Origin of the sequence: Mycobacterium kyorinense (genome assembly GCF_002101735.1) — a bacterium.
Taxonomy (GTDB): domain Bacteria; phylum Actinomycetota; class Actinomycetes; order Mycobacteriales; family Mycobacteriaceae; genus Mycobacterium; species Mycobacterium kyorinense.
Genome location: NZ_LQPE01000163.1, coordinates 90,327 through 110,986, shown reverse-complemented (window position 1 = coordinate 110,986; position 20,660 = coordinate 90,327). Strand labels below are relative to the sequence as shown.

The following is a 20,660-nucleotide window of genomic DNA, read 5'->3' as shown; positions in this document are numbered from 1 at the left end:
AGAGGAGTTAGCGATGCGCTACATGATGATCATGCGGTCCACCGCCGAGGCGCAGGGAGCCGCCAAGGACGTCCCGTTCGACGAGATCCTGACCGCAATGGGCCGCTACAACGAGTCGCTGATCGAAGCGGGTGTGTTGCTGGCCGGCGAGGGGCTGGCCGGGCAGGACGAAGGCTTCGTCGTCGACTTCAGCTCCGACCCGCCGAACGTTTCCGACGAACCATATCCCGGTGAGCTGTTCAACGGCTTCTGGATCATCGGAGTGGCGTCGAAGGAAGAAGCTGTGGCATGGGCGACCCGCTGCCCGCTGGGGCCGGGCGTGACGCTCGAAGTGCGTCGCGTCCAGGAGGTCGAGGACTTCCCGCAGGACAACGAGTACGTCCAGAAGGAAATCCAGTGGCGCGCTGAACTGGCAAAATAGCCGATTTTCGGGAGGGGCTCGGCTATTTCTGTAACACGTTCTAGTCTTGAGCCCATGAGTGACGAGCTGCTGCGCAATCCCACCCATAACGGTCACCTGTTGGTCGGCGCGTTGAAGCGTCACCGCGACAAGCCCGTGCTGTTCCTCGGCGACACCACGCTGACCGGCGGTCAGATGGCCGACCGGATCAGCCAGTACATCCAGGCCTTCGAGGCGCTGGGCGCCGGCACCGGCGCGGCCGTCGGGCTGCTGTCGCTGAACCGGCCCGAGGTGCTGATGATCATCGGCGCCGGCCAGACGCAGGGCTATCGGCGCACCGCGCTGCATCCGCTCGGTTCGCTCGACGACCACGCCTACGTGCTGTCCGACGCCGGGATCAGCTCGCTGATCATCGACCCCAACCCGATGTTCGTCGAGCGGGCGCTGGGCCTGCTGGACAAGGTGCCGTCGCTCAAGCAGATCCTGACGATCGGCCCAGTCCCCGATCCCCTGAAGGATGTGGGCCGCGACCTGTCGGCGGAGGCGGCCAAGTACGCGCCGCAGCCGTTGGTGGCGGCCGACCTGCCGCCGGACCAGATCATCGGGTTGACCTACACGGGCGGCACGACCGGCAAGCCGAAGGGCGTGATCGGCACCGCGCAGTCGATCTCGACGATGACGATGATCCAGCTCGCCGAATGGGAATGGCCGGAACAGCCGCGGTTTTTGATGATCACTCCGCTGTCGCACGCCGGCGCGGCGTACTTCCTGCCCACGTTGATCAAGGGCGGGGAAATGTATGTGCTGCCCAAGTTCGACCCCGCCGAGGTCCTGAAAACCATTGAGGAGAAGCGGATTACGGCGACGTTCGTGGTGCCGTCGATGCTGTATGCGCTGATGGACCACCCGGATTCGCACACCCGCGACCTGTCGTCGCTGGAGACCGTCTATTACGGTGCGTCCGCGATCAATCCGGTGCGTCTGGCCGAGGCAATCCGCCGGTTCGGCCAGATTTTCGCGCAGAACTACGGGCAGTCCGAAGCGCCGATGGCCATCACCTACCTCGGGAAGAAGGATCACGACGAGAAGCGGCTGACGTCGTGCGGACGCCCGACGCTGTTCGCGCGGGTTGCGCTGCTGGACCTCGACGGCAAACCCGTCAAGCAGGGTGAGGTGGGCGAAATCTGTGTCAGCGGACCGCTTTTGGCGGGCGGCTACTGGAACCTGCCCGAAGCGACAGCCGAGACGTTCCGGGACGGCTGGCTGCACACGGGCGACATGGCCCGCGAGGACGAGGACGGCTACTACTACATCGTCGACCGGGTCAAGGACATGATCGTCACCGGCGGCTTCAACGTGTTCCCCCGCGAGGTGGAGGACGTGGTCGCCGAGCATCCGGCCGTCGCGCAGGTGTGCGTGGTCGGGGCGCCGGACGACAAGTGGGGCGAGGCCGTCACCGCGGTGGTGGTGTTGCGTGCCGACGCGCCGCGCGATGAGGCCGCTGTTGCGGCGATGACCGCCGAGATCCAGGCCGCCGTCAAGGACCGCAAGGGTTCGGTGCAGGCGCCGAAGCGGGTGGTGGTCGTCGACTCCCTGCCGGTTACCGGGCTGGGCAAGCCGGACAAGAAGGCGGTGCGCGCGCAGTTCTGGGAAGGGGCGGGCCGCGCCGTCGGCTGAGCGTGCGGCTGGCCGCACGCTCGCGACCCAACGTGCGGCTGGCCGCACGCTCAGCGGCTTAGCGAGCCACCCCGGCGACCAGTAGGTCGAGCATGCGGGCCGTCTGCTCCGGCGAACCGCTGGCCAGGAAGACGCCGATCAGGCTGGACACCACGTCGTCGGCCCGCACCTCGGCGCGCAAGCTCGCGTCGTCCGCGCCGGCCCGCAACAGCGTCTCGACGGCGCCGACGATGCTGTCGCGGGTTTGGCTGGGTTCCATTGCGCCCGAGGCGAAGATCGCCTGCAGGGACTCGGCCATTCCGCGTTTCGCGGCGACGAAGCTCGCATAGCGGTCCATCCAGCGTCGCAGCGCCGTCTTGGGCGGATGCCGTTCGAGCAGTTGCTCGGCGGCCGCGGCCACCTCAGCGAGCTCAGCGCGGTAAACGGCCTCCACGAGTGCCTCCCGGCTGGGGAAATGGCGGTAGAGCGTGCCGATCCCCACTCCCGCGTCGCGAGCGATCGACTCCAGCGAGACCGAAGCACCGTGCGCGGTGAACGCCGCGGTGGCGGCTTGCAGCAGCCGTTCGCGATTGCGGCGCGCGTCCGACCTTCGGACCAAAGCGGAGGCTCCTCCGTTTCTGCTAGGCTGACGCAAGCGGAGGATCCTCCGCATTTTTCTCCAGTGTTTCACAAGCCAGGGAGCATCATGACCGACAAACCACAGCCCGGCGGTACCGGCCGCATCGGCACGAAGACGGTTGCCCGCATGGGCTACGGCGCCATGCAGTTGGCCGAGGCGCCGTCCGTCGACGACGCGACCGCTGTCCTGCGCCGCGCGATCGAACTCGGCGTCAACCACATCGACACCGCGTCGTTCTACGGCCCCGGCGAGGTGGACCGGCGGATCCGCGCGGCGCTGGCGCCCTACCCCGACGACCTCGTCATCGTCAGCAAGGTCGGTGCGCGCTATACCGGCGAACAACCCATCCCGCTGGCCCCGGCGCAGAAGCCAGCCGAGCTGCGCGCCGCCGTCGAAGAGGACCTGCGCCAGCTCGGCCTCGAGCAGATTCCGGTGGTCAATCTGCGCCGCCTCGATCTCGGTCCGGGTCTGGCCGCCGAGGGCGATCAGATCGTCGACCTCGACGACCAACTCGCAGAGATGATCGCCCTGCGCGACGCGGGCAAGATCGGCGGAATCGGGATCAGCGCCGTGCCGCTCGAGGTCGTGCGACGCGCGCTGCCCGCGGGGATCGTCTGCGTGCAGAACGCCTACAGCCTGCTGGACCGCTCGCAAGAAGCCACGCTCGAGCTGTGTGAGGCCGCCGGCATCGCGTGGGTGCCGTACTTCCCGCTCGGCTCAGCGTTCCCGGGTTTCCCGAAGGTCGCCGACAACTCGGTGGTGGCCGACATCGCCGGCCAGCTGGGCGTTACCGGCGCCCAGGTGGGGTTGGCATGGATCTTGGCGCACGCGCCGAACACGTTGCTGATTCCCGGCACCCGGTCGATCGCCCACCTCGAGGAGAACATCGAAGCGGCGAACGTCACCCTCGACGCCGAAGCGCTCGAAAGGCTCGACGCAGTCGGGACCACCGAACCCCAGCCCCATGGTGTCGAACCCATTCAGAGGTAACGTCGCTGCCTATGGGAAGCGACAGATGCGTCAAACCGCCGTGGTGGCTGAAGCCGGCGGACAAGCTCTTCATCCGCCCGTCACCGGCGTCGGCTTCATGAAACGCTAGCGGGCGTGTGCCCGGTATTCCGGCTGGACCCGGCATAGGAGTTCAAAAACGTTGAGCGACAATTCTTTTGACGCCGACATCTGGCGACCGGTGGACGGGTTCGCCGATCTGACCGATATCACCTACCACCGCCACGCCACCGACGCCACCGTGCGCGTCGCGTTCAACCGGCCCGAAGTGCGCAACGCGTTTCGCCCGCACACCGTCGACGAGCTCTACCGCGCGCTGGACCACGCCCGGATGTCCCCCGACGTCGGCGTGGTGTTGCTGACCGGCAATGGCCCCTCCCCCAAAGACGGCGGGTGGGCGTTCTGCTCCGGCGGCGACCAGCGCATCCGCGGCCGCAGCGGCTACCAGTACGCCTCGGGTGAGACCGCCGACACCGTCGACGCGGCACGCGCCGGGCGACTGCACATCCTCGAGGTGCAACGGCTGATCCGGTTCATGCCCAAGGTCGTGATCTGCCTGGTCAACGGGTGGGCGGCCGGCGGCGGGCACAGCCTGCACGTCGTGTGCGACCTCACGCTGGCCAGCCGCCAGCACGCCCGGTTCAAGCAGACCGACGCCGACGTCGGCAGCTTCGACGGCGGCTACGGCAGTGCGTATTTGGCGCGGCAGGTGGGCCAGAAGTTCGCCCGCGAAATCTTCTTTTTGGGCCGCGAGTACACCGCCGAGCAGATGCATGCGATGGGTGCGGTCAACGCCGTCGTCGACCATGCCGAACTGGAAGCCACGGGTGTGCAATGGGCGGCCGAGATCAACGCGAAATCGCCTCAGGCACAACGGATGTTGAAGTACGCGTTCAACCTGCTCGACGACGGGCTGGTGGGCCAGCAACTGTTCGCCGGCGAAGCCACCCGGCTGGCGTACATGACCGACGAAGCCGTCGAAGGCCGCGATGCCTTCCTGGAGAAGAGGCCGCCCGATTGGAGCCGGTTCCCCCGGTATTTCTGATAACAGCGGGCCCCTAGACTCCCGACGTGAGCAAAAGTCCGCTTCGACGGCTAACCGAGGCCATCGCGCTGGCCGGGATGCGACCACCCATCGCGCCGCAGCTGCGGCTTTACGACCCGTCGGCCAAGCCCGTCGACCTCGACGGCAAGCGGATTTTGCTGACCGGCGCGTCGTCGGGAATCGGCGAGAGCGCCGCGGAAAAGTTCGCCCGGCGAGGCGCCACCGTCGTTGCCGTCGCGCGTCGGGAAGACCTGCTCAACGCGGTGGTGGACCGCATTCAGGCCCAGGGCGGCACCGCTTTGGCGATCCCCTGCGACCTGTCCGACATGGACGCCGTCGACGCCCTGGTCGCCGACGTCGAACAGCGGCTGGGCGGGGTGGACATCCTGATCAACAATGCGGGCCGCTCCATCCGCCGGCCGCTTGCCGAGTCGCTGGAACGCTGGCATGACGTCGAGCGGACGATGGTGCTCAACTACTACTCGCCGCTGCGGCTGATCCGCGGCATCGCGCCCGGCATGCTGGAGCGCGGCGACGGGCACATCATCAACGTCGCGACCTGGGGCGTGTTCAGCGAGGCGTCACCACTGTTCTCGGTGTACAACGCATCCAAGGCTGCGCTGTCGGCGGTGAGCCGGGTCATCGAAACCGAGTGGGGCACAAAGGGAGTGCACTCGACAACGCTGTACTACCCGCTGGTTGCCACGCCGATGATCGCGCCGACCAAGGCCTACGAGGGCATGCCGGCGTTGACGCCGCGCGAGGCCGCCGACTGGATGATCACCGCCGCGCGCAGCCGGCCGGTGCGGATCGCGCCGCGCATGGCCGTCGCCGCCAAAGCGCTGGACACGGTCGGCCCCGGCTGGGCGACCGCGCTGATGAAGCGTCAGCGCATCCAGCCCAGCTCGTGATAGACACGAGCCATGGAAATCCTGGCCAGCCGGATGCTGTTCCGGCCGGCGGACTATGAGCAGTCGCTTTCCTTCTACCGGGACCAGATCGGGCTGGCCATCGCCCGCGAATATGGTGCTGGCACAGTGTTTTACGCCGGGCAGTCGCTGATCGAGCTGGCCGGCCACGGCGCGCCCGACCATCCCGCCGGCCCGTTTCCGGGCGCGCTGTGGCTGCAGGTGCGCGACGTTCGCGCCACCCAAGCAGAACTGGAGGGGCGCGGTGTGCCGATCACGCGGGAGGCCCGCCGCGAACCTTGGGGACTGCATGAGATGCATGTCACTGATCCCGACGGCGTGACCCTCATTTTCGTGCAGATACCGCCGGATCACCCGCTGCGGCGCGACACCCGTGGTGAACGGCGCGCTGCCGAAGGTTAACTGGAAGGTAACATCAGGCGACGAGTCGAAATCCACCCGCGTTTCGCATCACCGTTCGTTAGACACCGCCCGAAGCTAGCCCCAGAATTGGCCCCGTGAACCTTGAGTTGTTCCTACTGATCATCGTCGTGATCACGGCACTCGCTTTCGATTTCACCAACGGGTTCCACGACACCGGCAACGCCATGGCCACGTCGATTGCCAGCGGCGCGCTCTCCCCGAAAGCCGCGGTGACTCTGTCCGCGGTGCTCAATCTGTTCGGGGCCTTCCTGTCCACCGCGGTGGCCGCAACGATCGCCAAAGGTCTGGTGGACGCTCAACTGGTGACGCTGGAACTGGTGTTTGCCGGTCTGGTCGGCGGGATCGTGTGGAACCTGCTGACCTGGCTGCTCGGTATCCCGTCGAGCTCCTCGCACGCCCTGATCGGCGGCATCGTCGGCGCGATGATCGCCGCGGTCGGCGGCCATGGGGTGATCTGGACCGGCGTGGTGTCGCGCGTGGTGATCCCGGCGGTGCTGGCCGCAGCACTGGCCACCGTGGTCGGAGCCGTCGGAACCTGGCTGGTGTACCGAATCACCCGCGGCGTCCCGGAAAAGCGCACCGACCAAAGCTTCCGCCGCGGCCAGATCTTCTCGGCGGGCCTGGTGTCGCTGGCCCACGGCACCAACGACGCGCAGAAGACAATGGGCGTCATCTTCCTGGCGCTGATGTCCTACGGCGCCGTCAGCCGGAGCGCTACCCTGCCGCCGCTGTGGGTGATCGTGTCCTGCGCGGTGGCGATGGCGGCGGGAACCTACTTCGGCGGCTGGCGGATCATCCGCACCCTGGGCAAGGGGCTGGTCGAAGTCAAGCCCCCGCAGGGCATGTCGGCCGAAACCTCCTCTGCTGCAATCATTTTGCTATCCGCACACTTCGGTTATGCGTTGTCGACCACCCAGGTGGTAACCGGGTCCGTGCTGGGCAGCGGCGTCGGCAAACCCGGCGCGGAGGTGCGCTGGGGCGTGGCCGGGCGGATGGCGACCGCGTGGGCGGTGACGCTGCCGTCGGCCGGCGTCGTCGGAGCCCTCACCTACGTGCTGGTGCACAGCATCGGCGGATACCTCGGCGTGATCGTCGGTTTCACGCTGCTATCCGCGGCGGCGCTGGCCATTTGGCTGCAGTCGCGCAAGGTGCGGATCGACCACACCAACGTGAACAGCGACTGGGCGGGCAACCTGACGGCCGGGTTGGAACCGACGGACGGGCGGGTCCCGCACGTCAATGGATCGCTACCGGCCACCGAAACCGTCCCTGCTCCCAGCGTCAACGCGTCATGACTACCTGGTTCAACTACGCTGCCACGCTGAAGATCCTGGTCTTCGGCCTTCTGGTCGGCGCCGCGCTGCCGGCGTTGTTTGCGGTCGGAGTGCGCCTCGGCGCTGTCGGCGCCGGGATCAGCGGCGACGCCACCACCCGAAAGCGCCCGGCAGTGACCGCGCTCAGCTGGACGATCTTCGCGTTGGTGCTGGGCGCGGTGGTTCTCGGCGTACTGTTCATCGCTCGCGACTTCATCGCCTACCACACCGGCTGGTTCATCCTCGGTGCCAAATCCACGTAGCATCGAATCCGTTGGCTACTTGATGCGTGACGGAGGCCCAAAGCCGGGAAGTTGACGCAGTGTGAACAGATTTCTCAACTCGATCGTTGCGTGGTTGCGTGCGGGGTATCCCGACGGGGTCCCGCAGACCGATTACATTCCGCTGCTCGCGCTGCTGTCCCGACGGCTGACCAACGATGAGGTCAAAGCGGTGGCCCACGAGTTGATGCAGCGCGGCGAGTTCGACCAGATCGACATCGGCGTGGTAATCACGCAGTTCACCGATGAGTTGCCGTCTCCGGAAGACGTGGAGCGGGTGCGGGCCCGCTTGGCCGCCAAGGGCTGGCCGTTGGACGACGTCCGCGAGGGTGAGGAGCGCGAATAGCCGTCCTGCGCGCACTCGCCATCCCGCCGGGCGCCGCGGTGCGCACGCTGATGCCCGCGCTGGAAGGTGTTCTGTCCGGCCGTGATTCGGCTTTCGTACCGGTATCCGTTGGCGCTTCGGCGTTGCCGCCGTTGGGGATTGGTGACGATATCGACGACGACGTCGCGCTGGTGGCGACGACGTCGGGCACCACGGGGACACCCAAGGGTGCGTTGCTGACGGCGGACGCGCTGACTGCCAGCGCATCGGCCACCCACGACCGCCTGGGTGGTCCCGGCCGCTGGCTGCTGGCGTTGCCGCCGTATCACATCGCGGGCGTGCAGGTGCTGGTGCGGAGCCTGGTGGCCGGGACGGTTCCGGTGGAGGTCGACGTCTCGTCGGGCTTCGATATCGGTGAGCTGCCTTCTGCCGTAGATCGATTGGGTTCGGGCCGGCGATATGCGTCATTGGTGGCCGCCCAATTGGCCAAGGCGTTGACCGATTCTGCGGCCGTCGAGGCGCTAGCGTCCTTGGATGCCGTGTTGATCGGCGGTGGGCCGGCGCCGCGGCCGGTGCTGGATGCCGCTGTTAGAGCCGGAATTACCGTGGTCCGCACCTATGGGATGAGCGAGACCGCCGGCGGCTGCGTCTATGACGGAGTGCCTCTGACCGGGGTTCGGGTGCGGGTGGAAGCCGACGGGCGCATCGTGATCGGCGGTGCGACGCTGGCGAAGGGTTATCGCAATCCCGTCGAACCTGACCCGTTTGCCGAACCGGGCTGGTTTCGGACGGAAGACATTGGCGTACTTGATGATTCGGGTGTGCTGACGGTGCTGGGCCGAGCCGACGAGGCGATCAGCACCGGCGGGCTGACCGTGTTGCCGCAGCCGGTGGAGGCGGTGCTGCGCACGCATCCCGCAGTGGCCGAGTGTGCAGTGTTCGGGTTGGACGACGATAGGCTAGGTCAGCGGGTTGTCGCGGCTGTGGTGGTCGCTAAGGGTTGCGCCGCACCGACATTGGATGAGTTGCGGGCGTACGTTGCGGGCACGCTGGACGTCACCGCGGCGCCGCGCGAACTGTACATCGTCGAGGTGCTGCCACTGCGCGGCATCGGCAAGGTGGACCGGCAAGCGTTGGCGCGACAGTTCGAGGGCTAACAGCAACAGAGGCCCGGGCACGAGGGCCTGCTAGCCATATTCTTCGGTGAGAAGCTAGCGTAATGCGCGCACGAAAACATCGAGGAGCCTGACATGGTGCACGAGATGCATCCGGAGGTGGCCGCGGCACTGAAGGACGCGCAGTCGCTGATTCAGATAATGGACGACCAGCTGTACAAGATGCGCAGCACGACCTTCACGGGCTGCGACGAATACAAGTCCGTTGAAGTGACCCTGAACGGTCACCATCAGCTACTCAGTGTCGTCATCAGCGATGGCCTCTTGCGGTTGGGCGCGGAGACAGTTGAGCAGCGGCTCAACGAAGCAGTTCGTAACGCCAACAACGCTGCGACCGAATCGATTATGGTCGACCAAGAACGTCTCGAGGACCTGATTGCCGAAGCAGTCAACGACTGGCAATAGCCCTTACGGCAGGGAATTTTCGCGCTGAACGATGACTGTTAATTGGGCGGTCACAGCTTGCGCATGACCACGGCCCGGTAGCTCCAGCCAGCATCAGTGATGGTCTGCTTCAAGATGTTTTTGAAATCCTTCGAGTCGAAGCGGTATCGCTGACCGTCGACCGAGCGCTCGGCCACATCGTGCAATTGACCGTTTTGCCAGCTTTCACGGTAGTAGCGGCCCCCATTCTCGTCCGAGTACCAATCCCCAGCGAAACAGCGATCCTTCGACCGAACTTCGTGGGCCCGAGCATGGAACCGCAGCCGGGTCGAGAAGGTGTCATTGACACCTACCTTGCTTAAGAGGTCCTTCCAGTCTGGATCGCTGGTCTTCCACTCCACCACCAAGTCGACTTTCTCGACGGTACCGTCGCGCACTAGCCAGGGTTCCGCGGGTTGGTTCAGCCGCAGCAGCCGCAGACGAAGTTCTTCTGGGTCGACGGGCGAGACGTCAGGATCGGGCCTGGCGATACCTCGTACACGATCACGAAATCCCATGCGAACTAGTCAACCACAGCACGGGAGTTAGTCCATCTCCACGTGCTCGACTACCTTTACATTCGATCTGAGACAACTTAATTCGTGGCCTTGTTGTCAACCTGCGCATCAAATTTGACGTCATTGCCGTCGACGGCCGTGGTAGTCACGTGGACGCCCAGCTTGCTGCCGCCCACCGTCAGGACGCAATGTTGAGTCGCACCCACCTTGCCCTGGAGCGTCAGCGCGTCGGTGAAGAAGCTTCACCGACGCAAATGTCTGACCCTCGTGCGGCGCCGGGCCAATAGGCTGGCCGGTGGTGAAGATCGGTCGCAGGGAGGCAGTCGCGGCCGCAGTCGGGTTCGTCCTGGTTGCGGCCGCATTCGTGTTGCCGCGGCTGCATTTGGGCATCGTGTCGCGGCGTCATTCAGCGCCCGATCGCTTCGGCTCGCACGCCGGCGCCGCGCCGCTGTTCGGATGGTTCGAGACCCATGTCGGCTGGGGCACCATCCCGGCCATCGTGATCGGGCTGGCCGCGGTGATCTGGGGACCGCTAGTCGCCCAGCGACTGCGATGGCGGCTCCTGACGTGGGCGACCTGGGCGACCGCCTGCGCGTGGGCGTTTTCCCTGGCGATGATCGACGGCTGGCGGCGCGGCTTCGCCGGCCGGCTGACCACCAAAGACGAGTACTTGCACGAAGTTCCCGGCATCACCGATATCCCGCGGGCCGTGCGCACCTTTTCCAGCCGAATCCTTGATTTCCAACCACATTCGTGGACCACCCATGTGTCGGGTCACCCCCCGGGCGCGCTGCTGACGTTCGTCTGGCTGGACCGCATCGGCTTGAGCGGCGGCGCGTGGGCCGGCCTGCTGTGTCTTTTGGTCGGCTCCAGCGCGGCCGCCGCGATCTTGGTCACGCTGCGAGTCGTCGCGGACGAGGCAACCGCGCGCCGAGCCGCACCGTTCGTCGCGGTGGCACCGACCGCAATCTGGATCGCCGTCTCTGCGGACGGATACTTCGCCGGGGTCGCGGCCTGGGGCATCGCGGTGTTGGCCGTCGCGGTGCACGGCGGGGTGCGACGCCCCCGCCTGGTAGCGGCTGCGTCGGGCCTGCTGCTCGGCTGGGCGCTCTTCCTCAACTACGGGCTGACGCTGATGGCGCTGCCGGCGTTGGCGGTCCTGGTGTGCGCTAGCGATTGGCGACCCGCGCTGCGGGCTCTGGGACCAGCCGTGCTGGCGGCGGTGGCGGTGGTCATCGCGTTCGCGGCCGCCGGTTTCTGGTGGTTCGACGGCTATACCCTTGTCCAGCAACGCTATTGGCAGGGCCTCGCCGGCGATCGACCGTTCGACTACTGGAGCTGGGCCAATCTGGCTGCGGCCGCCTGCGCGACAGGCTTGGGCAGCATTGCGGGGCTCGGTCGGGTGCTGGACGGGGCCGCGATCCGTCGACGGTCCGGCATACATCTGCTGATGCTGGCGGTATTGATAGCGATCCTCTGCGCCGACCTGAGCATGCTCAGCAAAGCCGAGACAGAGCGGATCTGGCTGCCGTTCACCGTCTGGCTGACCGCCGCCCCCACGCTGCTACCGCCGCAGTCACGCCTATTGTGGTTGACGCTCAATGTTATTGGCGCGCTGGTGGTGAACAGCCTGATCTACACGAACTGGTAGGGGCCTACAGCCCCGCCGCGCGGGTGGCGCGGGCGAACCGGCTGCTCACCTGGCAGCTTTCTCGTACCACGGGCACGTCGTCGATGACGTCGAAATCGGCCAGCTCCTCTAACAGTGCGACCTTAATTCCGTTGGAATTCAATGCTTTCAACGTGAGTATCCCTGTGTTCGGCTGCGACATGGGAACGTCGCGCAGACACGCGGCGCTCTCCGGTGTGCGCACCCCCAATGCCCACCAGCCGCCGTCGTGGGCGAAACCGAGCACAGCCGGCGATTCGCACAGCTGTCTCCCGCAGTCGACCAGCAACTCGGCGCTCACCTGAGGGGTGTCCATCCCGATCTGCAAGACCGGATAGCCGTCGGCCGCATCCGCGTGCGCATTGGCCAAGCGGTCTGCAAAACTGTTGCCGCGCTGAGGAATAACGGTGAAGGACGTGAGCCGGCTTCGGATCTCGTCGGCGTCGACGGCCTTTTCGAGCTCACCGGTGAACGCCACCACCCGTGCGACGACAGGTGCAGCGGCCACGGCATCAAGGGTGTCGAGCAGTGCGGCGGCAGCGAACTCGGCAGCGACCTGGTCACCGACCGTCGCAGCCAGCCGGGTCTTGGCCCAGCCCGGCACCGGCGCTTTGGCAACCACCAGCAGCGTCACCGGCACGACGCTCACGAGATGGCCTTCCAGAAGTCGAGGATCGCGATCACGCTGCCCCGCAGTGATCCGCTCACCTTCGATTTCCCGCCGGTGCGCGGGCCGTAAGCGACGTCGTGTTCGACGACACGCCAGCCGGCAGCGGCTGCCCGCACCAACAATTCCAGCGGATAGCCCGACCGGCGGTCCGTGATGCCCAGGCTCAGCAGGGCGTCGCGGCGAAACACCCGCATGGGCGCGATGTCATGCACCGGCAAGCCGTGCCGGGTGCGCAGCCGCCAGCTCATCATCACACTGCCCAGCCGCGCGACCCACGGCCAGTGCAATCCGGGCACCGGTCGTCGCCGCCCGACCGCGAGGTCGGCGCCATTGTCGAGGCCGGCGACCAATCGAGGCAGGTCGGCGGGATCCAGGGAGCCGTCGGCGTCGATGACCGCCACAATCGGCGTCGTCGCCGCCAGCACTCCGGCGTGGACGGCGGATCCATATCCCGGTCGCGGCTCGGCGACCACGGTGGCGCCGTGGCGGCGGGCCACCTCGGCGGTGTCGTCGGTGCTGTTGTTGTCGACCACGAGTGCCTGGTAGCCGGCCGGGATGGCCGCCAGCACGTTCGGCAGCGACTCCGCCTCGTTCATACAGGGCAGCACCACCGTGACCGGACCGTCAGGCATGTCGTCTGACCTTAAGGCTTGTCGCACCCTGAGCGCATGGGGTCGGTGAGCAGGACTGGGCCGACCGACAACAGCTTTCGCGTTTCAGTGGCCGAAGCCGCCGAACCCGCCGCCGCCGAATCCGCCGCCGGCGGAGCTAGAGCCGCCACCGATGCCACTGCTGCCGGAACCTCCGCTGCTGGAGCCGGACCCACCGGACCCGAAGCCGCCTGACCCGCCACCGCCACTGCTACCGGAACCGCTACCGCCGGAGCCGAAGCCGCCGCCAGAGCCAGGGTTGCCGGACCCGCCGGAGCTCGTCCCACCCGAACCAGAGCCACCGCCACCGGTGTTGCCGGACCCGCTGCCGCCGCCTGTGCTCCCCGAGCCGCCTGTGCCACCGGACCCGGTGCCGCTCGAGCCACTGCTGCCCGACCCTGAACCGCCGGTGCCGGTGCCGCCACTCCCGCTGCCACCCGGGTTCGTTCCCGGATTGGTACCGGGATTGGTGCCTGGGTTAGTTCCAGGGTTCGTCCCGGGATTCGTCCCCGGATTAGTTCCAGGATTCGTCCCTGGGTTCGTCCCAGGGTTGGTGCCCGGATTAGTACCGGGGTTCGTCCCCGGATTAGTACCGGGGTTCGTCCCAGGATTAGTACCGGGGTTCGTCCCGGGGTTCGTCCCAGGATTCGTCCCCGGGTTCGTCCCCGGATTCGTCCCCGGATTCGTCCCAGGATTAGTGCCGGGGTTCGTCCCCGGATTCGTACCAGGATTGGTTCCCGGGTTCGTCCCAGGATTCGTGCCTGGGTTTGTTCCGGGATTGGTGCCCGGCAGAGGCCCACTGGGCACATTGATCGGCAGCGGAATAGGTATCGGAATCGGCACCGGGTTGAAGCCCGGCGCCGACGGCGCAGCCGGGGCGGGCGGTGGGGGTGCCTGCTCGACGGGCGGAGGAGCAGCCGGCGGCGCGCTGGGCGCCTGCTGCGGCCCCGGACCCGAAACGCCTTGCGGCGAGCCCGGATTGCTGACCGCCGGAGCCTGCACTTGCGGGCTCGCGTTGGGTGACGGCAGCACCGGCATGAAGTTTCCCGGCACGGGCTTCTGTTGCTGCTGCGGCTGTTGCACGGGTGGAGGCTGCGGTTGGCTGGCGGCACTCGGGCGAACACCGATCGTCACTGCGACGGCCAACGCGGCACACCCTGCGACCACGATCCCGCCCACGGTGCTACCCACCAGCAACGCCCGTCCGACCGGCTGAGCGACGACCGCTGTCTCGTCATAGTCCTCGTCGTCGCCGTCGTACTCCATCGGCAGCAGCTCGGAACCGTCGTCGGCCATCGAGTACGCCAGCTGGTGCTCCGCCTCTGGCACTTCTGCCACCGGCTCGTTCATCGTCGGGTCTTCGACCGGAATCGCCGCATCGGTCATGGCCGCCGCGGGAGCAGCCATCGTCGCCTCCTGCGCGGGCATGGCTGCTTGGGTCGCCGGCCCCGCGGCCATCGCCGCCCCCCACGCGACCGTGAGATAAGGGTCGTCGGCCGCGCCCGCGGGCAGAGTCGCGGTGGCGCCCGGGCTGGCGATCAGCGAAGTCGCCGCCTCTGACTCCGGCAGCACGGCGACGTTCTCGACGCCAGAGTCGTCCAGCGCCCGCCGCAGCTCGTCGGCTTGCTGCTGATCCGACCAGCACAACCGAGTGCCGACCAGCCGGTGGTCTTCTGCGGCCAGCAGCCGATGGGTGCCGACCACCGTCTCGGTCAGTTTGTCGACCGCCTCGGAGCCCAGGTCGACGACCGATTCGTCGATCAGGGCGTCGCCGTCGGGTCCCGAGCCGACCAGCGCCAGACGGGCAACCGGACCGCTGACCGCGACGCCCAGAGTTACGTCCATCGCGGCTCTCCTCTCTGACACTGCAGTATCAGCTATTGGGCCGACACCGGGTCAGCGAATAATGCAGACCCAGCCTACGGAAGCGCGCCCCGTGCCGGAACTGGCCGGCACAGGCCACACTGGTGACGACCGACCACGAAGCGCGCACCCTGTCATATCGCGAGGGGAAACTGGTGAGCGACAGCAGCGACGACACAAGTACCGTCCGCCTCGGCGCTGTCCCGCGGAACGACGATCAGCCATCGCGACCCGTGGTGACTCGCAAGACCATTCAGCGCTGGAACATCGGTCGCGACGTGGTCGCGGCGGCTTTGTTGCTCGTCGCGCTCGCTTTGCCGTGGAATCTTTATTTCGGCGTCGGGGTGCCGGCTAGCCGTGGTGGACTGTTCACGGTACTGCTTGTCGTGACAGTGCTTTCGCTGGCATCAGTCGCGGGCTCGTGGCGCATGGATCCGCTGGCCGGTCGGCTGCGTGCCGTATTCAACATCCCGTACCTGCTATTGGTGCTGGGGTTTGTGGTGTTCGATGCGGTCCAGACGGTGCGGTACGGCGGAACTGCCAACGTGCCGGGCGGCGTCGGGCCGGGCGCATGGCTCGGAATCGCCGGTTCGTTGTTGAGCGCTCAACCCCTGATCAGTGCGACGGCCGCCGATAAGGACAGGTTCCGAAGGTGGCTGCGCTCTGCCCGCGTCTTCGGATACGCGTCGGTCGTCGGGGCATTGCTCGCCGTGGTGTTCAACTTGTTCTGGCGGATAAAGGCCGCGCTGCCTACCGGTTCGTCTGGCTTTGGCAAGCAGAATGTCGGGATCATCGCCACCGCGGTCGTGTACGGCGTTGTTGCTCTGGTTGCCGTCGTGGTCGCGTCGCGATGGATTCTTCAGCGCAGCAGGGTATCTCGACTCGCAACCATCGGGCTCGGAGCGTCCACCCTGCTCGCCGGAATCATCGTCTGGATCTTGCCTATCGGCCGCGAGATCGACGCATTCCACGGCATCGCGCAGAACACCTCCACGGCCGGTGTCGGGTTCGCGGGCTATCTGGTGTGGGCGGCAGCCGCCGCGGTGTTCGCGCCGCTGACCTTGCTGCGCATCGCGACGACGGAGCACATCCCCGAGAGCCTGTGGCGTCCGGCAGCACGAAAAGGCTTGCTGCTCATCATCGTATGGTGTGCCGGATCAGTGCTGATGCGCATCACCGACATCGCCGTCTCGGTCAGCTTGAACCTGCCGTACTCGGCGTACGACAGCGCGGCGATGGCCGCGTTCGATCTGGTGACCGCCGTGCTTGCGGTGTGGCTGTACCTCAACCTTGCCAACCTGTCACTTCCCCGGCCCGTGATCTCGTCGCTGTGCGGAGTTCTCTTTGTGCTCAGCGTTTCCCGCATCGTGATAGGCGTCGCATTGGCTCCGCGATATGCGAGTTCGCCTTCTTGGCTGAGCAATCCGGTTTACGGCAACGACCTCGCTCAGCAGATCACCAGCACGTTCGACGTCGTATTGTGCTGCCTGACCCTGTGTATCCTCGCCGTCGTCATCGCCACGGGTCGAGTGGCTCAACAACGCACTGCCCCAACGGAACCCGAGACGGCCCGCCCGGCCACCGGCCGACCGCGAATCTTTCGTGGCGACAACGCTCCCACGCAGCGCCTGTCCCGCCCGCCCAAGATCTACCGGCCCGGGCAACGCTAACCGCGCAGCGGCGCCGACGCGAATTCACGCAGCCCTTGCTGCGGGTCGACGGCCGCGCGGAAGCCCAAAATCTGGGCGGCCCGGGCCGGATCGGCGACGATATGGCGCACGTCGCCACTGCGATACTGGCCGGTGACGACCGGCGACACACCCCCATCGCGCGCGTCGCAGAGCGCCGTCGCGACCTCCAGGATCGAAATAGGCTGGTCCGAACAGACATTCGCGGCGACAAAGCCCTGCCCGTCGAAGGCCATGGCGGCCACGTTGGCGGCCGCCACGTCGTCGACGTGCACGAAATCACGCATTTGGCCGCCGTCCTCGAAAACCGGTGGCGGCTTACCCTTTTCGAGCGCCGACCGGAAAATGGCGGCCACCCCCGAATATGGCGTGTCGCGCGGCATGCCCGGGCCGTAGACGTTGTGGTAGCGCAGCGCGACCACCGAGCCGCCGGTCGACTCCGACCACGCCAGCGCGTAATGCTCCTGCGCGGCCTTGCTGGCCGCGTACAGGCTGCGGGGCCGCAGCGGAGTGTCCTCGTCGACCAGCTGCCAGGCCACCTCACGACCACAGCGCGGGCAACGATGCTCGAAAACCCCGGCATCCAGGTCGGCCCGGCGTCGTGGCTCCGGGTCGACCGGCCCGTGCTCGGCGCAGCGGTAGCGGCCCTGCCCGTAGACCACCATCGACGACGCCAGCACCAGCCGTCGCACACCGGTGGCAAACATCTGCGCCAGCAACACGGCGGTGCCAAAGTCGTTGTGGCTGCCGTACGCCGGGGCGTCGGCGGCGTTCACGCCGGCGCCGACGACGGCGGCCTGATGACAGACCAGGTCCACTCCGGCCAACAGCGGGGCCAGCGCGTCGGCGTCGCGGACGTCCACGCGTTGGCATCCGGGTGGCATCGGCGCATCTGGGCCGTGCGCGGCGGGCAGCAGGGCGTCGACGGCAACGACCTCGTGCCCCGCGGCTTGCAACGCGGCGTGTACTCGCGCGCCGATGAAGCCGGCCGCGCCGGTCAGCAGCACCCTCACGGCAGGTCGAACGGCAAGCTGACGCCGGTGTGTGACTGGCAGTCGGTACAGGTGTGCTCGGCGGCAACCTGGCCGATCGCCTCGTGCACCAGCTTTTTGAACGGCTCGATGTTCTTCTCGAATTCGCCGAACACGTCGACGGCCGTCACTCCCGTCCCCGCCTCGATCCCGGCGTCCAGGTCGGTCACCAAAGCGATTGAGGCATAACACATGTCGAGTTCGCGAGCGAGTACCGCTTCGGGATAACCGGTCATGTTGATCAGCCTGAACCCGGCGGCGGCGTACCACTGGCTTTCCGCACGGGTGGAAAACCGCGGGCCCTGGATCACCACCATGGTGCCGCCGTCGACCACGCCGGGCAGGCCGGTGACCGCGGCCCGCAAAGCCGGGCAGTACGGATCGGCAAAGGCGGCGTGCGCCCCGCCGGATTCGAAGTAGGTGTCGGCGCGGCCGTGGGTGCGATCCACCAGCTGGTCGGGCACCACAATCGAGCCGGGCCCGAGATCGGGCGTCAGGCTGCCGACCGCGCACGGCCCGAACACCCGGCGCACGCCCAACGCGCGCAGCGCCCACATGTTGGCCCGGTACGGAACAGTGTGCGCCGAATACTGATGCTGAGCGCCATGACGGGGCAGAAAGGCGACCTCATGCTCGCCGACGACGCCGACCGTCACCGGGGCGCTCGGCTCGCCGAACGGGGTGTCCAGGTTGATGGTGCGCGCGTCCGCCCCGAAAAAGGTGTAGAAGCCGCTGCCGCCGATCACTCCGAGCATTCGTTCATTCTGGTACAGCGCATGGAACGATCGAGCCATGGCTAGCTTTCAGCAGTGGATCGCCGGGGCCCGGCCGCGCACGTTGCCCAATGCGGTGGCGCCGGTCATCGCGGGCACCGGCGCCGCGGCCTGGATGCACGCCGCCGTCTGGTGGAAGGCGCTGCTGGCGCTGTCGGTGGCATGCGCGTTCATCGTCGGTGTCAACTTCGCCAACGACTACTCCGACGGCATCCGGGGCACCGACGACGACCGGGCCGGCCCGGTGCGGCTGGTGGGTTCGCGACTGGCCACCCCGCGCTCGGTTCTGACGGTGGCCGTGGTGAGCCTGAGCGTCGGCGCGGCGGCCGGGCTGGCATTGGCCTTGACCAGCGCGCCGTGGCTTATCGCCGTCGGCGCGGGGTGCATCGCCGGGGCCTGGCTGTACACCGGTGGGTCAAAACCCTACGGGTATGCGGGTTTTGGTGAACTGGCGGTGTTCGTCTACTTCGGCCTGATCGCCGTGCTGGGCACCCAATACACGCAGGCTTTGCGGGTGGACTGGGTGGGCCTGGTGCTGGCGGTGGCGACGGGTGCGCTGTCGTCGGCGGTGTTGGTGGCCAACAACCTTCGCGACATCCCGACCGACGCGCAGTCCGGCAAGATCACGCTGGCGGTACGGCTGGGTGATGCACGGACGCGGTTTTTGTACCAGGGCCTGCTGGCACTCGCCGCAGTGCTGACACTGCTACTCATGTTGGCGACGCCGTGGTGCGCCGCGGGATTGGTGGCAACGCCCTTGGCGCTGCGCGGTGCGCGGCCGGTGCGGTCCGGCTGCACAGGCCCCGAGTTGATCCCAGTGCTGCGGGACACCGGGCTGACGATGCTGGTGTGGTCGATCGCGGTGGCGGTAGCTCTGGCGGTGTGACGGTCAGGCCACTTTGTCGAGCAGCGCGACGACGGCGGCTCGTAGTTGCGCGGTGTAGACGTGTTCGGTGATCAGATCGATCGCCGCCCTGTCGCCGCCCCGCAGCAATCCCAGCAGCAGATGCTCGCAGCGGATCTCTCTGTCCTTGTGCGCCAAGGCTTCTCGTAGTGCGAGCTCCACCGCTTTCTTCGCCGCGCGGGTGAACGGAACGTGACCGCGGCGGCGTCGGCGCCGACCGGATCGGGACAGAGCGTGGTCGAATGCGTCGGCTCCGAAGGTGCGGGCGACGCTGTCGCGAACGGCCTGCAGGTCGATGCCGATGGCACGCAAAGCTTCGGCGTCCTCGTCGAACGACGCCCCGGACGTCGACGACGTCTCGACCAGCCGGGCACGCACCACATCGGCGGTCACGCCGTAGCCGCTCAGCACCGCCGACAGGTCATCCCGCGCGGCTTGCAGGAGTCCGAGAAGTAGGTGCTGCGTACCGATTTCGCTATCTCCGAGCTCGCGCGCCTCCTCGTGGGCGAAAACCATTGCGACTCGCGCATCGCGGGTGAACCGCTCGAAAACCATTAGGTCATCTCCTCCGGTTGTACTTCTGGTGCACGGCCTGCCGGCTCACCCCGAGTGCTTCGGCGATGGCCTGCCAACTCCAGCCCTGCTCACGGGCATTCGCGACGTGGATGGCCTCCAACCGCTCCTGCAGTCGCTGCAGCGCTCGCACGGCCCGTAATCCGACGGCCGGGTCGGCGCTGGCTGCCACGTCGGCGGTCGGGATCGACGACAGATCAGCGGTGTCACTCACGGTTGTCAATATAGGTTGACACCGCCATGCCGTCAAGCAATGTTGACGGCCCCTGGATGGACCGAGTGTGCATTCAGGTTTTCGAGTGTGCGCTCACGGCGCAGCTCATCGGCGTGTCGTCGCCCAGGACGCACACTCGACGCCGAGGCGCGCGTCAGTCCTCCGGCGGAGTCTCGCCGCGCAGCCGGGCTCGCAGTTGCTCGCGGTCGCGGCGTCGTCGCTCGGTGGCCGCCTCGATCCCGGCGGTGGCGCGGCGGCGCAGCGGGCTGAACAACCAGATGCCAAGCGGCATCGCGATGACCAATGCGAACAAGGCGGCGACAACAATGGGAAACTCCCGCACCCCGAGCAGCCGCGCCACCCCGTAGATCGCGGCAGTCAGGGCGACCGCAAGAGTAAGCCGGGCCGCCCCGTAGAGCAGAACGTCGACCGCGGCGCGACCAGCGGGGCTTCGACCAACCGGCACGGTGTGAGCCTACGGTGCGCGTA

At 67.1% G+C, this 20,660-nt stretch carries 24 protein-coding genes; 14 read left to right on the top strand and 10 right to left on the bottom strand.

Features of this window, described 5'->3' with window-relative positions:
* Positions 1–13 precede the first annotated feature (13 nt).
* Positions 14–421 carry a YciI family protein gene (locus AWC14_RS23990; protein ID WP_045384974.1) on the top strand — a complete coding sequence of 136 codons (408 nt, stop codon included), beginning with the start codon at positions 14–16 and terminating at the stop codon, positions 419–421.
* Between the two features lie 54 nt (positions 422–475).
* On the top strand, positions 476–2,077 hold the full coding sequence (fadD8, locus tag AWC14_RS23985; protein ID WP_045384978.1) for a fatty-acid--CoA ligase FadD8: 1,602 nt from the start codon (positions 476–478) through the stop codon (positions 2,075–2,077).
* 58 nt (positions 2,078–2,135) lie between these two features.
* Here the strand turns inward: fadD8 and AWC14_RS23980 are convergent, their stop codons facing one another.
* Positions 2,136–2,675, bottom strand: coding sequence for a TetR/AcrR family transcriptional regulator (locus AWC14_RS23980; RefSeq protein WP_045384980.1), 540 nt, complete (start codon positions 2,673–2,675; stop codon positions 2,136–2,138).
* An 87-nt stretch (positions 2,676–2,762) separates the two neighbouring features.
* Here AWC14_RS23980 and AWC14_RS23975 point away from each other — a divergent pair, with 87 nt between their 5' ends.
* From AWC14_RS23975 to AWC14_RS23935, 9 genes are all read left to right on the top strand, one after another.
* Complete coding sequence (locus tag AWC14_RS23975; RefSeq protein ID WP_045385009.1) at positions 2,763–3,686, top strand: aldo/keto reductase; 924 nt, start codon at positions 2,763–2,765, stop codon at positions 3,684–3,686.
* Positions 3,687–3,846: 160 nt separating this feature from the next.
* Positions 3,847–4,749 carry a 1,4-dihydroxy-2-naphthoyl-CoA synthase gene (locus AWC14_RS23970; protein WP_045384983.1) on the top strand — a complete coding sequence of 301 codons (903 nt, stop codon included), beginning with the start codon at positions 3,847–3,849 and terminating at the stop codon, positions 4,747–4,749.
* 26 nt (positions 4,750–4,775) lie between these two features.
* Positions 4,776–5,660, top strand: a complete 885-nt coding sequence (locus tag AWC14_RS23965; RefSeq protein ID WP_045384985.1) for an SDR family oxidoreductase — start codon at positions 4,776–4,778, stop codon at positions 5,658–5,660.
* 12 nt (positions 5,661–5,672) lie between these two features.
* Positions 5,673–6,080: a VOC family protein gene (locus AWC14_RS23960; RefSeq protein ID WP_045384988.1), complete on the top strand. Its 408-nt coding sequence runs from the start codon at positions 5,673–5,675 to the stop codon at positions 6,078–6,080.
* Between the two features lie 95 nt (positions 6,081–6,175).
* A complete protein-coding gene (locus AWC14_RS23955) occupies positions 6,176–7,396 on the top strand; it encodes an inorganic phosphate transporter (protein WP_045384991.1) in 1,221 nt (406 codons plus the stop codon).
* On the top strand, positions 7,393–7,677 hold the full coding sequence (locus tag AWC14_RS23950; protein ID WP_045384994.1) for a hypothetical protein: 285 nt from the start codon (positions 7,393–7,395) through the stop codon (positions 7,675–7,677). The genes AWC14_RS23955 and AWC14_RS23950 overlap by 4 nt, the downstream gene beginning before the upstream one ends.
* A gap of 61 nt (positions 7,678–7,738) precedes the next feature.
* Complete coding sequence (locus AWC14_RS23945) at positions 7,739–8,041, top strand: DUF3349 domain-containing protein (RefSeq protein WP_045384996.1); 303 nt, start codon at positions 7,739–7,741, stop codon at positions 8,039–8,041.
* Between the two features lie 50 nt (positions 8,042–8,091).
* Positions 8,092–9,177 (top strand): o-succinylbenzoate--CoA ligase, encoded by a 1,086-nt coding sequence (gene menE, locus AWC14_RS23940; RefSeq protein WP_045385011.1) that lies wholly within the window; start codon positions 8,092–8,094, stop codon positions 9,175–9,177.
* A gap of 93 nt (positions 9,178–9,270) precedes the next feature.
* Positions 9,271–9,600: a YbaB/EbfC family nucleoid-associated protein gene (locus AWC14_RS23935; protein ID WP_045384999.1), complete on the top strand. Its 330-nt coding sequence runs from the start codon at positions 9,271–9,273 to the stop codon at positions 9,598–9,600.
* 50 nt (positions 9,601–9,650) lie between these two features.
* On the opposite strand, the gene AWC14_RS23930 is transcribed toward AWC14_RS23935, so the two are convergent.
* Positions 9,651–10,136 (bottom strand): hypothetical protein, encoded by a 486-nt coding sequence (locus AWC14_RS23930; protein ID WP_057003078.1) that lies wholly within the window; start codon positions 10,134–10,136, stop codon positions 9,651–9,653.
* A gap of 298 nt (positions 10,137–10,434) precedes the next feature.
* On the opposite strand from AWC14_RS23930, the gene AWC14_RS23925 reads away from it, so the two are divergent.
* Positions 10,435–11,787: a hypothetical protein gene (locus tag AWC14_RS23925; RefSeq protein WP_045385014.1), complete on the top strand. Its 1,353-nt coding sequence runs from the start codon at positions 10,435–10,437 to the stop codon at positions 11,785–11,787.
* Between the two features lie 4 nt (positions 11,788–11,791).
* Here the strand turns inward: AWC14_RS23925 and AWC14_RS23920 are convergent, their stop codons facing one another.
* From AWC14_RS23920 to AWC14_RS23910, 3 genes are all read right to left on the bottom strand, one after another.
* On the bottom strand, positions 11,792–12,454 hold the full coding sequence (locus tag AWC14_RS23920) for a TIGR04282 family arsenosugar biosynthesis glycosyltransferase (RefSeq protein WP_045385004.1): 663 nt from the start codon (positions 12,452–12,454) through the stop codon (positions 11,792–11,794).
* Positions 12,451–13,107 (bottom strand): glycosyltransferase family 2 protein, encoded by a 657-nt coding sequence (locus AWC14_RS23915; protein WP_045385006.1) that lies wholly within the window; start codon positions 13,105–13,107, stop codon positions 12,451–12,453. Before AWC14_RS23915 ends, AWC14_RS23920 begins: the two co-directional genes overlap by 4 nt.
* Positions 13,108–13,191: 84 nt before the next feature.
* Complete coding sequence (locus AWC14_RS23910; protein ID WP_057003077.1) at positions 13,192–14,970, bottom strand: DUF7159 family protein; 1,779 nt, start codon at positions 14,968–14,970, stop codon at positions 13,192–13,194.
* A 251-nt stretch (positions 14,971–15,221) separates the two neighbouring features.
* Here AWC14_RS23910 and AWC14_RS23905 point away from each other — a divergent pair, with 251 nt between their 5' ends.
* Entirely contained in the window at positions 15,222–16,658 is a 1,437-nt protein-coding gene (locus tag AWC14_RS23905; protein WP_249026343.1) for a DUF7937 domain-containing protein, read from the top strand.
* On the opposite strand, the gene AWC14_RS23900 is transcribed toward AWC14_RS23905, so the two are convergent.
* Complete coding sequence (locus tag AWC14_RS23900; protein WP_045383869.1) at positions 16,655–17,689, bottom strand: NAD-dependent epimerase/dehydratase family protein; 1,035 nt, start codon at positions 17,687–17,689, stop codon at positions 16,655–16,657. The genes AWC14_RS23905 and AWC14_RS23900 overlap by 4 nt on opposite strands.
* Positions 17,686–18,462 carry an S-methyl-5'-thioadenosine phosphorylase gene (locus AWC14_RS23895; RefSeq protein ID WP_045383906.1) on the bottom strand — a complete coding sequence of 259 codons (777 nt, stop codon included), beginning with the start codon at positions 18,460–18,462 and terminating at the stop codon, positions 17,686–17,688. The genes AWC14_RS23900 and AWC14_RS23895 overlap by 4 nt, the downstream gene beginning before the upstream one ends.
* Before the next feature lie 37 nt (positions 18,463–18,499).
* Between AWC14_RS23895 and AWC14_RS23890 the strand changes: the two genes are divergently transcribed.
* A complete protein-coding gene (locus AWC14_RS23890) occupies positions 18,500–19,366 on the top strand; it encodes a 1,4-dihydroxy-2-naphthoate polyprenyltransferase (protein WP_045383866.1) in 867 nt (288 codons plus the stop codon).
* A 3-nt stretch (positions 19,367–19,369) separates the two neighbouring features.
* Here AWC14_RS23890 and AWC14_RS23885 read toward each other — a convergent pair whose 3' ends face one another.
* From AWC14_RS23885 to AWC14_RS23875, 3 genes are all read right to left on the bottom strand, one after another.
* The gene (locus AWC14_RS23885) at positions 19,370–19,939 is read right to left on the bottom strand and encodes a Clp protease N-terminal domain-containing protein (RefSeq protein ID WP_057003076.1); all 570 of its coding nucleotides are present in this window, start codon (positions 19,937–19,939) and stop codon (positions 19,370–19,372) included.
* 4 nt (positions 19,940–19,943) lie between these two features.
* Entirely contained in the window at positions 19,944–20,171 is a 228-nt protein-coding gene (locus AWC14_RS23880) for a helix-turn-helix domain-containing protein (RefSeq protein ID WP_428839003.1), read from the bottom strand.
* 154 nt (positions 20,172–20,325) lie between these two features.
* Positions 20,326–20,637: a DUF4229 domain-containing protein gene (locus AWC14_RS23875; RefSeq protein ID WP_045383863.1), complete on the bottom strand. Its 312-nt coding sequence runs from the start codon at positions 20,635–20,637 to the stop codon at positions 20,326–20,328.
* Positions 20,638–20,660: the final 23 nt, after the last annotated feature.

What these genes read in the sequence shown, in the direction of transcription:
- AWC14_RS23990 (WP_045384974.1), top strand. Translation starts at nt 14, where the DNA reads ATGCGCTACATGATGATCATGCGGTCCACCGCCGAGGCGCAGGGAGCC.
- fadD8 (WP_045384978.1), top strand. Translation starts at nt 476, where the DNA reads ATGAGTGACGAGCTGCTGCGCAATCCCACCCATAACGGTCACCTGTTG.
- AWC14_RS23975 (WP_045385009.1), top strand. Translation starts at nt 2,763, where the DNA reads ATGACCGACAAACCACAGCCCGGCGGTACCGGCCGCATCGGCACGAAG.
- AWC14_RS23960 (WP_045384988.1), top strand. Translation starts at nt 5,673, where the DNA reads ATGGAAATCCTGGCCAGCCGGATGCTGTTCCGGCCGGCGGACTATGAG.
- AWC14_RS23950 (WP_045384994.1), top strand. Translation starts at nt 7,393, where the DNA reads ATGACTACCTGGTTCAACTACGCTGCCACGCTGAAGATCCTGGTCTTC.
- menE (WP_045385011.1), top strand. Translation starts at nt 8,092, where the DNA reads ATGCCCGCGCTGGAAGGTGTTCTGTCCGGCCGTGATTCGGCTTTCGTA.
- AWC14_RS23935 (WP_045384999.1), top strand. Translation starts at nt 9,271, where the DNA reads ATGGTGCACGAGATGCATCCGGAGGTGGCCGCGGCACTGAAGGACGCG.
- AWC14_RS23930 (WP_057003078.1), bottom strand. Translation starts at nt 10,136, where the DNA reads ATGGGATTTCGTGATCGTGTACGAGGTATCGCCAGGCCCGATCCTGAC.
- AWC14_RS23915 (WP_045385006.1), bottom strand. Translation starts at nt 13,107, where the DNA reads ATGCCTGACGGTCCGGTCACGGTGGTGCTGCCCTGTATGAACGAGGCG.
- AWC14_RS23910 (WP_057003077.1), bottom strand. Translation starts at nt 14,970, where the DNA reads ATGGACGTAACTCTGGGCGTCGCGGTCAGCGGTCCGGTTGCCCGTCTG.
- AWC14_RS23895 (WP_045383906.1), bottom strand. Translation starts at nt 18,462, where the DNA reads ATGCTCGGAGTGATCGGCGGCAGCGGCTTCTACACCTTTTTCGGGGCG.
- AWC14_RS23890 (WP_045383866.1), top strand. Translation starts at nt 18,500, where the DNA reads ATGGCTAGCTTTCAGCAGTGGATCGCCGGGGCCCGGCCGCGCACGTTG.
- AWC14_RS23885 (WP_057003076.1), bottom strand. Translation starts at nt 19,939, where the DNA reads ATGGTTTTCGAGCGGTTCACCCGCGATGCGCGAGTCGCAATGGTTTTC.